We start from the raw sequence: 15975 nt of genomic DNA on the forward strand, positions 1-15975 counted from the left end.
TATGCGTAGAGCCTTTAATAACAGCGATTAACTGTACAGCCAAGCACGGATCATAGTCAGTAGCTGTGTGGTATTAACTGGTTTTGTGATGTAATCAGATGCTCCCGCTTCAATACACTTCTCACGGTCGCCAATCATTGCATTTGCTGTCAAAGCAATGATTGGCAGGAATTTAAATTCGGGAATTCGACGTATTGTGCGTGTTGTTTCGTAGCCATCCATAATCGGCATCATAATATCCATCAGCACAACGTCAATATCCGGGATTTTCCGTAAAAGCTCAATTGCATCTTTACCGTTCTCAGCAGAAACGACTTTCATATTATGACGCTCTAGAATACCTGTTAGAGCAAAAATATTACGAATATCATCATCCACCAGCAGTACCTTTTTGGACGTTAGCTCATCCGTCTGATGAAGCTTCTTCAATATATCCACTTGTGTGGCGGATAGACTTGTGAGGCGACGATGTAAAAACAATGCCGTTTCATCCAAAAGCATGATCGGTGATTTGGATTCTTTAATTACATATAACTTCATCAATTCTTCAAATTCCGTCTCTTCCGCTGGAGTCAAGGTTCTACTATTATTAAGCACAATAGGCGTTAAAGTATTTTTCTCGATTAATTGAATTTCTTTAATGAGCTTGTTGCTAGTAAGATCTGATAAAGAATTATCCAATACTATGCAATCATAAACTTGATTTTTCAATTGATTCAGCGCTTTTCTAGCGGTATTCACAACAGTGATAGAGATATCATCATTCTTTATAGTTTCAACCATTTGTATGCTTCGTTCTTCATCATTGCAAACAATCAACAGGCTGCGATAATCCTTTTCGGCGAATTCTTTAATATTCCTAGTAACCACTTCAAGCTCATCTTGGGTAATGGGCTTGCACATATAAGTGAATGCCCCATACTGCAGTAAAGGAACACTCTCATCCTGAACAGTAATTAAACAAATCGGGATATGGCGCAGCTCTAGATCATTCTTCAATTGATGGATTACAGTTGCACCATCACTGTCTTGAAGCCCGACATCCAATGTAATAGCCATAGGATTATAATGGCGAACCAGTTGGATCACTTTACTCCCTTGTGAGGTAACGATAACTTTAATGCCCTTTTTCCGTAAAATGTCTAAGAGAATCTGCGCAAACTTAACATCATCCTCGACTACTAGATATACATCATCACCCGGTTGAATATTCTTGCGATCATCTTTAATATCCTCCTTGTAATGCTCGATCAGAAGTCCCGGCTTAAATTGCTGCTCATAATCGGATATCAGCATTTCAACAACGGGCTTTGCTTCTTTTTTATCTTCTTGAGCTGATCTCATACTTATTGGGAGGCTTGAAGCCTTAGTCTCAAAATAATCCACATTCATCGGCAAATAAAGAATAAATGTGCTGCCTTCGCTAACTTCACTTACTAAGGTAATTTCCCCACGAAGCATTTCTGTAATTTCTCGACTGATCGCAAGCCCCAGGCCAGTGCCGCCATAGATTCGGCTTGTGCTGCCATCTGCTTGCTGGAAGGCTTCAAAAATAATCCGCTGCTTCTCTTTAGGTATACCAATTCCGGTATCAATGACCATGATTGCCAAAACCTTCTCAGCTGTATTCAAGGTTACATGATTCCTACTCCAGCCACTGGAAACAACGCCCATTCTTAATGTAACCTTACCTTGCGCTGTAAACTTAAAGGCATTTGAAAGTAAATTTTTAATAACCTGCTGCAGACGTTTAATATCCGTTGTAATTTTTTGTGGAGTGTTTGGCTCGACTTCAATCTCGAAATCAATTTCTTTTTCTTTGGCCATGTGATTAAAGGTACGCTTAATATTCTCAACTAGGTCTGTGATCCGCAAATCACTAAATTCCGGAGTAATCGTGCCTGACTCTATTTTGGAAAGATCGAGAATATCGTTAATTAAATTCAACAAATCCAAGCCGGATTCATGGATCGTTTTGGAGCATTTAACCTCTTCCTCAGTCAGATTATTATCCGAATTATTAGACAGTCGTTCAGAGAGCAGCAATAGGCTATTAAGTGGTGTGCGGAGCTCGTGTGACATATTAGCTAGAAATTCCGACTTATATTTAGATGTAAGGGCAAGCTGCTCTGCTTTCTCTTCTAAGAATTGTTTAGCCAGCTCTACTTCACTATTCTTGCTTTCCACCTCTGCCTTTTGGATGACCAACATTTTCGCTTTCTCTTCCAGTTCTTCATTGGTATGCTGCAATTGCTCCTGTTGATTCTGCAGCTCTTCCGTTAAAGACTGTGATTGGGTTAGCAATTCCTCTGTACGAATATTCGCTTGCATAGTATTAAGTACAATCCCAATGCTTTCTGTCAATTGATCCAAAAAGCCGAGATCGATTACACTAAAGCTGCGGAAGGACGCTAGCTCTAATACGGCAAGTACTTGCCCTTCAAAGATAATTGGCAAAAGCACTATATTCAATGGAGTGGCTTCACCCAAGGCAGAGCTAATGACAACATAATCACTTGGAACATTCGTCAGCAATATGCGTTGCTTCTCAATCAAGCATTGTCCGATTAAACCTTGGCCTGCTTTGAATTCGTTAGAGATTTGCTTGCGCTGCTGATATCCATAGCTCGCAAATAATTTGAGCACCTGCTCACCATTGACGTTTTCATTAATGAAGAAAACTCCATGCTGCATGGAAACCAAGGGTGCCAGCTCAGAAAGAATCAGTCTGCATATGGCAATTAAATCCCGTTGCCCTTGGAGCATGCGACTAAATTTAGCGAGATTGGTCTTCAGCCAATCTTGTTCTGTATTGATCCGCGTAGTTTCTTTAAGATTGCGAATCATTTCATTGATGTTATCCTTCAATGTAGCCATATCACCAGCTGCTTCTACAGCAATCGTTCGCGATAAATCACCTTTGGTCACTGCAGTCGCTACATTCATAATCGCGCGCACCTGCGTGGTTAAGTTTTCAGCAAGCTGATTTACGTTGTCCGTTAAATCTCTCCATGTTCCCGCAGCACCAGGCACATGCGCTTGACCGCCTAGCTTTCCTTCTGCACCCACTTCACGGGCAACTGTTGTTACTTGATCAGCGAATGTAGCCAATGTATCAATCATACTGTTAATCGTATCAGTCAGCTCAGCAATCTCGCCCTTCGCTTCAACGGTCAGCTTGAGCTTGAGATTACCGTTTGCAACAGCAGTCACAACCTTGGCAATTCCCCGTACCTGGTCAGTTAAATTAGTCGCCATAATATTAACGTTATCCGTTAGGTCCTTCCAGATCCCACCGACCCCTCTAACCTGTGATTGCCCGCCCAGCTTGCCTTCCGTACCAACCTCACGCGCTACCCGTGTAACCTCAGAAGCAAATGAATTCAGCTGATCCACCATCGTATTCATCGTATCCTTAAGCTCAAGCAGCTCGCCTTTGACATCCACGGTGATTTTCTTAGATAGATCTCCATTAGCTACCGCAGTCACGACCTTAGCAATTCCACGAACCTGATCCGTCAAATTATTCGCCATGATATTAACATTGTCGGTGAGGCCTTTCCAAGTACCTGAAACATCCTTAACATCGGCTTGCCCACCTAGCTTGCCTTCCGTTCCTACCTCGCGGGCTACGCGAGTAACCTCTGAAGCAAAATTACTGAGCTGATCGACCATCGTATTAATCGTGCTCTTTAATTGGAGAATTTCGCCTTTAACATCTACGGTAATTTTCTTCGAAAGATCACCATTTGCAACTGCTGTCGTCACTTCTGCAATATTTCGTACCTGATCCGTTAAATTGCTCGCCATATAATTAACACTCTCAGTGAGATCCTTCCAAGTCCCTCCAACGCCTTTAACCTGAGCTTGTCCACCCAGCTTGCCTTCCGTACCTACCTCACGCGCAACTCGTGTAACCTCGGATGCAAATGTACTTAGTTGATCTACCATCGTATTAATCGTGTTCTTCAGTTCAAGAATTTCTCCACGGAAATCTGCTGTGATTTTCTTAGACAGATCTCCATTGGCTACCGCTGTAGTAACCAAAGCAATATTACGTACCTGATTGGTTACATTTAGCGCCATGTAATTAACATTCTCCGTTAAATCCTTCCATGTCCCGCCAACACCTTTAACCTCAGCTTGACCACCAAGCTTACCTTCGGTTCCAACCTCACGCGCAACTCGCGTTACCTCAGAGGCAAACGTACTAAGCTGTTCCACCATCGTATTGATCGTACTCTTCAATTCAAGAATTTCACCGCGGGCATTAACCGTAATTTGCTTAGTCAAATCACCTTTTGCAACCGCCGTTGTCACCTCAGCAATATTACGTACCTGGTCCGTCAAATTGATCGCCATGAAATTAACGCTATCCGTAAGAATTTTCCAAGTGCCAGAGACATCCTTAACATCCGCTTGCCCACCGAGCTTACCCTCAATCCCAACTTCACTTGCAACGCGAGTTACCTCAGACGCAAATGTACTTAGCTGATCCACCATCGTATTAATTGTGCTCTTCAGCTCAAGAATTTCACCTTTTACATCAACGGTAATTTTTTTGGAAAGATCCCCATTGGCCACAGCCGTTGTAACATCTGCTATATTCCGCACCTGATTGGTCAAATTACTCGCCATATAATTTACGCTTTCGGTTAAATCTCGCCAGGTACCACCTACATCCTGCACCTGAGCTTGACCGCCGAGCTTGCCATCTGTCCCAACCTCACGGGCAACCCGAGTAACCTCAGAGGCAAATGTGCTAAGCTGATCCACCATCATGTTGATCGTATTCTTCAGCTCGAGAATTTCACCTTGTACATCTGCCGTAATTTTTTTAGAGAGATCGCCTTTTGCAACTGCTGTGGTAACTGCAGCAATATTCCGCACCTGATCAGTTAAATTGCTCGCCATATAATTTACACTGTCCGTTAGATCCTTCCAAGTCCCCCCAACACCTACTACCTCAGCCTGCCCACCTAGCTTCCCTTCTGTGCCAACCTCGCGCGCAACACGCGTAACCTCAGATGAGAAGGTTCGTAATTGATCCACCATGGTATTAATTGTGCTCTTCAGTTCAAGAATTTCACCTCTGGCGTCGACCGTAATCTGCTTGGATAAATCTCCATTCGCAACTGCTGTTGTGACTTCTGCAATATTTCGAACTTGACTGGTTAAATTCCCCGCCATGTAATTAACACTTTCAGTTAAATCTTTCCACGTGCCACCTACACCTATAACCTTAGCTTGACCACCAAGCTTGCCTTCTGTTCCAACCTCACGAGCCACACGGGTAACTTCAGATGCAAAGGTGCTTAGCTGATCAACCATCGTATTAATCGTATTCTTCATTTCAAGAATTTCACCTTGTACATCTGCCGTAATTTTCTTGGACAAGTCCCCATTCGCAACGGCTCCAATTACCCGTACCATTTCACTAGTGGGTTGGGTTAGGTCTGTAATTAAATCGTTAATTGAATCCGTAAAAACCTGCCAGGAGCCAGAATGGTTCTGCAGTGTCAAACGTTTATTCAGCTTCCCCTGCTTCCCTACTACATTGACAATATTCTTTACCTCGATGAATAAGTTTTCTTTAATATCCATAATATCATTAAACGTGTCTGCAATTTTCCCAGCTATTCCGTTCTTGTCATAAGGAAGCCTTAATGAAAAATCCCCTTTTTTGAGTGCAATTAAAGCATTTAAAAGCTCCTTGGAGTCGATATGGTCACTACTTGTTTCATTAAGTACATTATCCTGATTCTTCATATAAAGCTTCCTCTCCTTGACCTTAGTAAACAGCAAGTAGGGAAGAGTAGCTTTCTACTCTTCCCTTAGTCAAATTCAATTTAGAATAATCTTGTAAAATACGTTGCTAAACTCTTCTTCGTCCAGTTATTAGGGAAACAATAAACAGGACAATCAACATGTCCGACACCTGCTCTCCTGTTTCAAGTTTAATCTTCTTACCCATTATTCATATTTTGAAACATTTTAAACAAAATAAAAAAAATACCCTGCCTGCAGAATAGCAGGAGGATATCGATGGATTGCTAGATAACAAGATTATTGCTTAATCCAAACCCGCATTAAGGAGTATAATTGGGCCATATCTATGGGTTTGCTTATATAATCGGAGGCTCCAGCTTCCAAGCATTTCTGACGATCCATTTTCATCGCTTTTGCAGTTAAGGCTATGATCGGCATATCTTTAAGAATCGAATCCATACGGATCGCTGACATTGCCTCATATCCGTTCATAACGGGCATCATAACGTCCATAAGCACAAGATCGAAGCTCGGATCAGCTCGCAATATATCCAAACACTCTTGGCCATTACTGGCTACCTTTAACGTAATTCCTTTAGCTTCAAACGCATGAACAAGTGCATACACATTTCGCGAATCATCTTCAGCTAGCAAAACTTTTTTATTTAGGAATATATCATTTTCAGTGACGGTCACTTCACCAGCTCTTGGATAAAGCGGTCGAATTACGGACGAAGCAGCAATTTCCAATTGAATGGCTGAGCTTAGATCCTTACTGGATAAACAAGGTAAATAAAGCGTGAAATTGCTTCCCTTGCCCATTTCACTTTCAAGAATAAGACAGCCGCCTAACAATCGTGCAAAGCTTAGAGAAATAGATAAGCCTAGACCTGTACCCCCATAACGTCGACTAATGGTTCCATCTACTTGTTTAAATGCGTCAAATATTAGCTGCTGCTTCTCTAATGGAATACCAATCCCTGTGTCAATAATAGAGAAAGCCAACGCAAGCTCATTCTTATACTTAGGTAATAGCTGTTTAACTAACTTCGGTTCAGCTTTTTCGATCTTCATCGTAACTTTGCCTTGCTCTGTAAACTTGAAAGCATTGGATAATAAATTTTTCAATATTTGTTGAAGCCGCTGGCCATCTGTAGAGATAATCTCTGGTACGCCTTCACCAATAATCACATCAAAGCCAATTGCCTTGGATTGGGCTATGGGGTCAAAGCTTAGCTTCATTAAATCAGGAATTTCCGTAACATTCAATTCGCTAATAATCACATCAATCTTCCCAGCTTCAACCTTCGATAAATCTAGAATATCATCAATTAAATTCAAAAGATCCTTGCCAGAATCATAAATGGTCTTTGAGAATCTTTCTTCCTCGACAGTCAATGTTTTGTGATTATTCTCCGCCAGCATTTGCGATAAAATTAAGATGCTGTTTAATGGGGTTCTCAGCTCATGAGACATATTAGCTAAAAAATCCGACTTGTACTGCGAGCTTTTCTGCAATTCAGCTGAAGAGGACTCCAGCTCATCCTTAGCCTTCTCTAGCTCTGCTGTTTTTATGAGTGCAAGCTGATTCTGTTTATCTAAATTTTCATTAATCATCAACATTTCTTCCTGTTGCATCTGTAGCTCTTCCGATTGCGCCTGAAGCTCTTCCGACTGAGCTTGCAGTTCTTCCGTCATTGTTTGAGACTCATTCAGCAATCTCTCCACTTCCATACGTCCAGTAACGCTGTGAATGGCAGCTCCAAAATTGCTTTGAATCTGTTCAATGAAAGTTTGCTGAATCTGAGTAAAAGCTTTAAAAGAGGCAAATTCAATAACAGCTTCTACTCGATTCATAAAAATAACGGGAACAATTAATAAGCTCTGGGGTGAAGCCTGACCTAAGCCTGAGACGATTCTATAATAATGATTGGGTACCTGCTCTATTATTATTGTACGTTTATCCAACGCACTTTGTCCGATCAAGCCTTCTCCCAAACGAAAGCTTAGTCCAGCTTCATGCTCTCCATATAACGCATAGGAAGCCTGTCTAACGAACTCATCCTTCATTCTCCGTTCTTCACGGATATAGACGACTCCATAGCTTGCTTCAACAAGTAAAGCAACTTTAGCTATAAATGCATCTGCTAGATTAGTAATATTATTAATTCCTTGATAAGAGCTGACAACTTCAGCTGCATTGCTCTGCAGCCATGCGAATCTTTCCACGCTCTCTAATAATTCATTAGTTGCGTGACCTAAATCACTAATTTCATCTTTTGTTGTAATTTCAATCCGCTTGCTAAAGTCTCCATTCTCAGAGCTCATAGCTTTAATCATTTGTTTAACTTGGTTTAAAGTAGTAATGATCGACTTCGAGATTATGAGTGCTATCACAATCGAGATCAGCGACACCACTACTAATAATAGATAAAGCGAAATCTTCAGCAAATAGTTGCTATGATCTACACTAGACACGCGTTGAGTAGTCAGCTTCTTCTCTGTTGCCAGAAAAGTTTCAAATTGGTTACGCATCTGTTCAATGTACTTTTTACCAGGATCTGCTGCAAAAAATTGATTCAACTCTTCGGTTTTACTAGCTTTTTTCAATGCGATGGTCGGATCCCCAACAACGCTCATCCATTCTTCGATAGTTGACTTAATCAAACTAAGGTTTTTCTGTTGAACTGGGTTATCACTAACTAATTCATGTAGCTTCTGATAACTCTCAACCCATTTAATACTACCGTCACTATATAAATCCAGGTACGATTGATTGCCGGTAATAATATACCCTCGTTGACCTGTTTCCATATTAAATTCATTTTTTTCCATTTGATTTGTGACATCATGAACTTCAATATCATGGTTGGAGATAAAATCTATTTCATGCTGCAAAGCCGCAATTCTTCCATTAACTACAAAAACGCTAATAGCAAGAATAATAACAACTATCACATTACCCAATATAATTTTGGAACGTATATTGAATCTCCTGTTAGTAAACATCTCAATCTCCTCTAACCCATAATTGTAATTAATTGATATTATAACACTATTACCAAATTTATGACCACCTACGATTATACGCAAAAAAAAGGAAACCAGTCAGGCCTCCTTTTGAAAGAATATACATGGGATTAAGGTATAAACTGTTGCACAATTTTAATTACTTCGCCATTCTTTATCGTTAAGTGAAAGGGATAATCTCGCAAATCCAAACGATCCATTTGATTGAATAAAGCTTTAAACTGCTTTAACGAGACAGCTTCATCTGGATTAAGCTCGGGTTCAGCCGTGACGCCAGGTTGATCATAAATTTGCATGATCACCTCAGCATTAGGAGATATGCGTAAAGATTGTAGCTCTGAATTATCATTTACAATATAGTAGCCATCAAGCGCTTCCTGCTCATTGGCATCTTCTTCATGCTCACGGAATTGTAGGTTGGCTTCCTCGTCTTCATACCATTGGATCTCATCGGATGTAAGCAATAATTGCCCGTTTGCTTCATTTATATTATGTATAAATACAGTCGAGTTAGTTGTTGTATTGGTCGGTGTTTTGTGTCCAACGTTTCCTTTGGCATTAGCTAAGCCTAGAATAAGTGTTGTTGAAACTAGCACGATTAGTCCTAAAAATATTCGTTTTTTCATAGAATCATTATCCCTCCAATATATAGAATATGCGACTACTTACATTCTTACCACACTTATTTTGTTTTGAAACATATAATTATAAATATTTACAAAAAGTCATTCCTTTGTCATAAACAACTCCGGGACGACTTTTTTAATCAAGCTATAATTAGTTATGGCGCAAGGCTCCATTTCCGATTATCCGGATCACTCAATATATTGTACGAGCTAATGGCTCCTAATTGTGCGTGCAGCTGTGATCGAATTTCTTCCCGTTGCTCGTTTAGTGTGTTGAACTGCTGTAAAGCATTCGAATCTCCAGGGATTACATCCAGATAAAGATTCAATTCTACTAAAGCATAATCGATAGCTTGCAGCATCTCTAATAATTTGACCGACTTAACTTCTGACAATTTAGTCATTTTCCTCATCTCCTGGTAGTATGTCCTCTATGATAGCTACTACACTTTAATTACCCATCCTCAAAATAATGAAACATTTTGATTTATTTTTACAATAGCCTGTTTAAATTTTAGGCATAAGGGGTAATAACTAGGTAAGAACTAAAACAAAATTGAATTGGAGGAAAACAATATGTCAAAAGTACTTACAAAGACAACCCCAGTAACAGAAATACTTAATAAGCAGGTGGCCAACTGGTCCGTTCTTTACGCCAAGCTTCATAATTTCCACTGGTATGTAAAGGGAGAAAACTTTTTCACACTGCATATTAAATTTGAAGAGCTTTATACGGAAGCTGGATTACATCTTGATGTTGTAGCAGAAAGAATCTTATCGCTTCAAAGCAAACCAACTGCAACACTAAAAGAACATTTGGCTCTATCTTCCATTAAGGAAGCTAAAGGAAATGAATCAGCTACTCAGATGGTGGCTCAGGTTATCGAAGATTTCGAAACAATCGCTAAAGAATTGACCCAAGGAATCGAAGCCGCTGAAGAGCAAAAAGATCAACCAAGTGCAGATATGATGATCCAAATTAGAACTTCACTTGAAAAGCATATCTGGATGTTAGGTGCTTATCTAGCTTAAATTTCCACCTAATTAAACCCTTTTGCATGGCTAATCTAGCCCTGCAGAAGGGTTTTTTTAATAATAAGAAAGTATACATTTTGTTACTTCTACAGATCTATGTAAATTAAAAAACCCACCTTACGGTGAGTTCGTTTATTTGCTATTGTTACTGAGCTTCATCAAGTGCCCATTCATTTATTTGGAAATCGCTTTGCTGATAGTTCATATAGGCTTGAACCACTTCGTTAAATCGTTTGAATCTTTCTCTAGGATGATCATTTAACCATGCGCTAAATTCAGCAACCTCTTGTCGATTCATTGTAAATTCCCCATTTTTAGCTAATTTCACGTTTAGCTCCTCCTTTAAGTGTTATAAGTTTTTTGGCAGTGGAAGTGAACACATTGACGATTTGCCCTACATCGCTTACGGAATTAAACAAGAAATCCAATGAATTCATTTTTCTGCGTACATCCTGCGTTACTAGGTTTGTGCTATGAATCACATCCGTAACTTCAGCTCCGATTTGAGTAACCTTCTCGGTAAGCTGATTTACTGTTTGTTGGGTGACCACCAAGGTTGCATTCAGCGATTTTAGGGTCTGAATCAAATATATAACCAGAGCAACGAAAGCAATGGCAATAATAATCGCGCTTATTTGAAGTATCATGCTGATTCCTCCTGTTTTCTTAGTTAATTAGAAAGTACCCGTTAAAACCATTTTTGAAACAAAAAAACGCCTTTATTCTATAAAAGAATAAAAGACGCTGTTTGTTGCCGGATTATAGATTAGCAAAATGCTGCTCCAGCACTTTTTCAATATTTTTTATCTTAATCGGTTTACTGATGAACCCTGACATTCCTAAAGCCATGCAATGATCTATATCTGTTTGTGAAGTACTAGCAGTTACTGCAATGATTATAGGTATCGACTCCTTAGGAACATCATCCATAATTGCATTAGTTGCTTTAAACCCGTCCATTTCCGGCATCTGCAGGTCCATGAGAATTAAATCAAATTTTTTATGTTTAATTAACTCCAATACCTGTAAGCCATTACTGGCAATTTCAACGGAATGCCCTAACTTTTGGAGAATACGCAGCAGCAGTTTTTGGTTAATTTCATTATCCTCGGCTATCATTATATGCAATAATGCGGTTTTCCTGACAGCAGGAACCTCTACCATCGATGATGGGCCAGTTAAACTATTCACAGCATCTGGATATACATAGGTTTTAGCTCGGATCGTAAATACAAAGGTAGCTCCATTTTCCTCATTTTGCTCGTTGCGAATCGTTCCATCCATAAGTTCTACTAATGTTTTGCAAATAGCTAACCCCAGCCCTGTACCACCATATTTACGAGTCATAGATGAATCAAGCTGTGAAAAAGGTTTAAATAAGTGAATCATTTGTTCTGGAGGGATTCCAATGCCTGTATCCTTAATAATAAATTCAATTTCCAGGGAGTTCTCGTGCTTTTCCAGTAAATTAATTAGCACATAAATCGTGCCTTTTTCGGTGAATTTCACTGCATTCCCAACTAAATTAATCAATATTTGGCGCAGCCTAGTGACATCTCCTAGAATATGAACAGGTAATTTCTGATCAATGTAATATTCCATGTTAAGCTCTCTATCGCGTGTTTGAGCGGTAAACAGATCGAAGGTTTCTTCGATCAGAGAGGTTAACTCCAACGGGACCTGCTCCAACTCCATTTTACCCGATTCGATTTTGGAAAAATCCAGAATATCATTGATTACATTCAAAAGGGCATCGCTGCTTTTATGAACAATCTCTGCGTACTCCAATTGCTCTGAATTCAATCCAGAATCGATCAGCAAATCCGTCATTCCAATAATTCCATTCATCGGTGTTCGAATCTCATGACTCATCATCGCGAGAAATTCCGTTTTGACGCGTGCCGCTTGCTCTGCTTCCTCCTTGGCCTTCAGCATATCCTGTTCAGCTATTTTTCGTTCTGTAATATCACTTATCGTACAAGCAAAAAACGGACTATCATCAATCGTAGCTTCCCCAATTTGAATTTCAGCGTAGAAGGTGGTCCCATCCTTACGTATTGGTTTGACATCACTGAGCTTATCTACAAGATATTTCTGCAAAACTTTATAGGAGCCATCAACACGTTCTGCTATCATCGGAAGCATCTTACTTATGGATTGCCCCACCAGTTCATCTTCATGGTAACCAAACATACTTATAGCAGCAGGATTTAAATTCAAGATAATCCCCTCACTATTGAAAATAACCATAGTATCAATGGACGTTTCCCCAATGATTCTCGCTTGCGCTTCCGTCCGAATTAATTCAAATGTTGTACGCATCAGCGCTTTATTCGTTTTCTCTAATTCCAAAGAGCGTTGATGCAGCAGCTCCGTTTGAATTTGCAGCTTTTTATTGATGACATACATACTTACAAAGCCATCAATCTTCGACTTCAATAATTGCGGGATAAATGGCTTTACCATGTAATCGATAGCTCCAATAGAATAACCAGTGAATAGATGCTCCATCTCACGATTCTTGGCCGTAATAAAAATAATCGGAATGCTCTTAGACTTTTCCCGCAGCTTAATCAGCTTAGCTGTCTCAAAACCATCCATCCCAGGCATTTCAACATCTAAGACGATTAAGGCGAATTCATCTTTAAGAATACTTCGGAGTGCTTCTTCACCCGAAATAGCACGAACCAAATTGTAGTTTTCTTCTTCAAGCACAGCTTCGAGTGCTAATAAATTCTGCTCATGATCGTCGACTAATAGAATATTAATAGGATAATCAAATTCCATCTGAAAGTCTCCTCACAAAAGTTTTTCAGCCATAAGTGCTAAAAGCCGCTCGATTTGAATTGGTTTCGAAATGTAATCGGATGCCCCCGCTTTAATACATAAATCACGATCCGTGTTCATGGCATTTGCCGTCAATGCAATAATCGGAATCTCTTCAAATTGAGGCTGTGTACGCAATAACCTTATTGTTTCATAACCATCCATTTCAGGCATCATGATATCCATTAAAATGATATCGAAATCTGTCTGCTGCTGCGTAATCTCCAGTGCTTGACGACCATTTTCCGCAAATGTGATCTTCATGCTATAGTTCTCCAAAACACTAGATAAAGCAAAAATATTCCTTATATCATCATCGACTAATAATATTTTCTTGCCTTTAAATTGATTGTCCTGAAAGGAGGTATGATTATCAATGATTTCGCCTTCTATATCACTTAAACTAAGATTAGATATGGCAGTTTCCCAATGTGGTGATCGGGCTGGCACTATTTCGACACCCTCCACATATTGCTCAGGTAAGAAAAGTGTAAATATGCTGCCTTGACCTTTTTCACTGCTTATTTCTATTTTGCCGCCTAGAAGTCGGGCAAGCTCTCTACTAATGGATAATCCTAGGCCTGTTCCACCATATTTACGACTGGTTGTGCCATTTTCCTGTTTAAAAGCCTCGAAAATCATTTGACGTTTCTCTTCCGGAATACCAATTCCTGTATCCGTAACCGCAAATGTAATATAGGGATCGGCTTGCGAAATATGTAAACCAACCTGCCCTTTTTCCGTGAATTTAAAGGCATTCGACAATAGATTGTTCAAAATTTGTTCAACGCGATAACTATCTGTAAACAAGGCTTGTGGAACAACTTTATCCAGATAAACATTGTAAGCAATGTTCTTCTTTTTGGCTACTAATGAGAATCTGCGAAGCATATCTTCTTGCAATACACTTAACTGCATAAGCTCTGGCGCAATCTCTATTTTACCCGCTTCTACCTTCGACAAGTCTAGGATTTCATCAATTAACCGCATTAAATCAGAACCAGAAGAATGTACCGTACTAGCGAACTCAATTTGTTTAGGCGTCATATTACCTTCTTTATTCTCCGCCAACAGCTGAGACAGAATCAACATACTATTCAATGGTGTCCGTAATTCATGCGACATATTCGCCAAAAACTCAGACTTATAATTAGAGGATGTGGACAATTGGATGGTTTGCTGCTCTAGAATTGATTTCGTTTTCTCGATTTGTTTATTAATTTGCTCGGTTTGTTCGATTTGAGCTTCAAGTAGTTTATTAGAATCCCTAAGCTCATTTTGTTGCAGCAACAATTCTTCTGATTGAGCTTGCAGCTCTTCTGTCAGCTCTTGCGAAATTCGCAATAATTCCTCAACCCGTGTTCTACCTTGAATACTGATTAAGCTGATACTTAATGCGTTGGACAATTGATCCAATAATGTCATCTGTAAAGGTGTAAATTCGTAGAGCGTCGCCATTTCAATCACAGCAATCAATTTACCTTCAAAAAGCACGGGATAAATGAGCAGACTTGATGGCTTCAAACTGCCCAGACTGGATTTAACCTGAATATAGTTTTCCGGAATTTCTTTGAGCACCAAGATCTTTGCGTCAAGTGCACATTGCCCGACTAGACCCTCACCATATTGAATGGTTAGGGGCAGAGCTTCCATTTGTTTATAAGCGTATACTCCTCGCAGGTTGAGCACCATCTCATAACCAATAACTTCATTGAGATAGAACGCACCGCATGTCATCCCTACCATATCCGCAATTTCGCTCATGAAAATCTGAGATACTGCTTTTTGATCCTTTGCACTTTGGAATAAAGTCGTCATGTGAGCGACATTCGTTTTTAGCCAAGTCTGTTCATCCTTATTGCGATTGTATTCAAGCTCTAGCTGCCGTTTTTTCTCGATTTCATCGGCCATTGAATTAAAGGCTGTAGAAACCTCGCCAATTTCATCTCTGGATATGATCTGAATGCGAGAAGCGACATCAAACTCTCCTCGTGAGAAATTAGCTAAAACCCTAAGAACTCGATTTAAGCCATTGGAGATGCTGCTAATAATCCATATCATGATCCCTAACCCCAATAATAATCCACAACCGAGTAAAATTTTCAAAAATTGAATGGCTACTTGGTTCATATCAGATGATTTATTGTAGGAAGCGGCTACTTGCTCTTCTTGAAATTTAACCAATTCGTCTAAATTGGCATTTAAATCAAGTTGAATCGCCACTCCAAAATTCTTCCGATAGGCTGCGGCTTGTTCATATTGGTTGTTGGCTGAATATTTATATATATTATCTTTATATTCTAGATATTTGGTACCACTCTCAATAAGCTCTTGCATTAATTTATTCTCTGCAGCATCCGGAGATGTTTTATAGATTTCAGCAAAATCTTTACCTGCAGCATCTAGAGCTGTATTAGTCGTTTTCATTTCTTTAGCTTTATCCAATCCAGGTTCGTTAAGAATTATATTCAATAAACCGCGAGATGCAGTCGATACATTACCTCTAATAGCATAGGCCAAGCTTACTTTTGCATATCGATTAAGATAGATTTCGTCCATTGCCCCATTCAAATGGTATAAACGATTAATTCCAATCCCTGCTAAGGCACTCATTAATATTAGCATGGTACCAAACCCTATTAATAGCTTCGATCTAATCTTCATTCCACGGCCCCCACACCCATGTTAA

General features: G+C 39.6%; 9 protein-coding genes. 1 reads left to right on the top strand and 8 read right to left on the bottom strand.

The features are described from left to right. Positions 1 to 27: 27 nt before the first annotated feature. The 4 genes from EHS13_RS29100 to EHS13_RS29115 all read right to left on the bottom strand — a co-directional run bounded on the left by EHS13_RS29100 (position 28) and on the right by EHS13_RS29115 (position 9829). A complete protein-coding gene (locus EHS13_RS29100; RefSeq protein ID WP_155703738.1) occupies positions 28 to 5769 on the bottom strand; it encodes a HAMP domain-containing protein in 5742 nt (1913 codons plus the stop codon). Positions 5770 to 6066: 297 nt separating this feature from the next. Continuing rightward, complete coding sequence (locus tag EHS13_RS29105; RefSeq protein ID WP_155703739.1) at positions 6067 to 8778, bottom strand: CHASE3 domain-containing protein; 2712 nt, start codon at positions 8776 to 8778, stop codon at positions 6067 to 6069. 131 nt (positions 8779 to 8909) lie between these two features. After that, positions 8910 to 9425, bottom strand: a complete 516-nt coding sequence (locus EHS13_RS29110; protein ID WP_155703740.1) for a hypothetical protein — start codon at positions 9423 to 9425, stop codon at positions 8910 to 8912. A gap of 155 nt (positions 9426 to 9580) precedes the next feature. Beyond that, positions 9581 to 9829 (bottom strand): spore coat protein CotJB, encoded by a 249-nt coding sequence (locus tag EHS13_RS29115; RefSeq protein ID WP_227013579.1) that lies wholly within the window; start codon positions 9827 to 9829, stop codon positions 9581 to 9583. Between the two features lie 172 nt (positions 9830 to 10001). On the opposite strand from EHS13_RS29115, the gene EHS13_RS29120 reads away from it, so the two are divergent. Beyond that, complete coding sequence (locus EHS13_RS29120; RefSeq protein WP_155703742.1) at positions 10002 to 10457, top strand: Dps family protein; 456 nt, start codon at positions 10002 to 10004, stop codon at positions 10455 to 10457. Between the two features lie 148 nt (positions 10458 to 10605). On the opposite strand, the gene EHS13_RS29125 is transcribed toward EHS13_RS29120, so the two are convergent. From EHS13_RS29125 to EHS13_RS29140, 4 genes are all read right to left on the bottom strand, one after another. After that, positions 10606 to 10788 (bottom strand): hypothetical protein, encoded by a 183-nt coding sequence (locus EHS13_RS29125; RefSeq protein WP_155703743.1) that lies wholly within the window; start codon positions 10786 to 10788, stop codon positions 10606 to 10608. After that, positions 10775 to 11107, bottom strand: a complete 333-nt coding sequence (locus tag EHS13_RS29130; protein WP_155703744.1) for a DUF948 domain-containing protein — start codon at positions 11105 to 11107, stop codon at positions 10775 to 10777. The genes EHS13_RS29125 and EHS13_RS29130 overlap by 14 nt, the downstream gene beginning before the upstream one ends. Positions 11108 to 11219: 112 nt before the next feature. Next, the gene (locus tag EHS13_RS29135) at positions 11220 to 13247 is read right to left on the bottom strand and encodes a hybrid sensor histidine kinase/response regulator (protein WP_155703745.1); all 2028 of its coding nucleotides are present in this window, start codon (positions 13245 to 13247) and stop codon (positions 11220 to 11222) included. A gap of 12 nt (positions 13248 to 13259) precedes the next feature. After that, positions 13260 to 15950 carry an ATP-binding protein gene (locus EHS13_RS29140; protein ID WP_155703746.1) on the bottom strand — a complete coding sequence of 897 codons (2691 nt, stop codon included), beginning with the start codon at positions 15948 to 15950 and terminating at the stop codon, positions 13260 to 13262. Between the last annotated feature and the right edge of the window lie 25 nt (positions 15951 to 15975).

Origin of the sequence: Paenibacillus psychroresistens (genome assembly GCF_009728935.1) — a bacterium.
GTDB lineage: Bacteria > Bacillota > Bacilli > Paenibacillales > NBRC-103111 > Paenibacillus_AC > Paenibacillus_AC psychroresistens.

Coding starts and splice junctions, on each gene's coding strand:
- EHS13_RS29110 (WP_155703740.1), bottom strand. CDS start 9,425: ATGAAAAAACGAATATTTTTAGGACTAATCGTGCTAGTTTCAACAACA.
- EHS13_RS29135 (WP_155703745.1), bottom strand. CDS start 13,247: ATGGAATTTGATTATCCTATTAATATTCTATTAGTCGACGATCATGAG.
- EHS13_RS29100 (WP_155703738.1), bottom strand. CDS start 5,769: ATGAAGAATCAGGATAATGTACTTAATGAAACAAGTAGTGACCATATC.
- EHS13_RS29115 (WP_227013579.1), bottom strand. CDS start 9,829: ATGACTAAATTGTCAGAAGTTAAGTCGGTCAAATTATTAGAGATGCTG.
- EHS13_RS29130 (WP_155703744.1), bottom strand. CDS start 11,107: ATGATACTTCAAATAAGCGCGATTATTATTGCCATTGCTTTCGTTGCT.
- EHS13_RS29120 (WP_155703742.1), top strand. CDS start 10,002: ATGTCAAAAGTACTTACAAAGACAACCCCAGTAACAGAAATACTTAAT.
- EHS13_RS29140 (WP_155703746.1), bottom strand. CDS start 15,950: ATGAAGATTAGATCGAAGCTATTAATAGGGTTTGGTACCATGCTAATA.
- EHS13_RS29105 (WP_155703739.1), bottom strand. CDS start 8,778: ATGTTTACTAACAGGAGATTCAATATACGTTCCAAAATTATATTGGGT.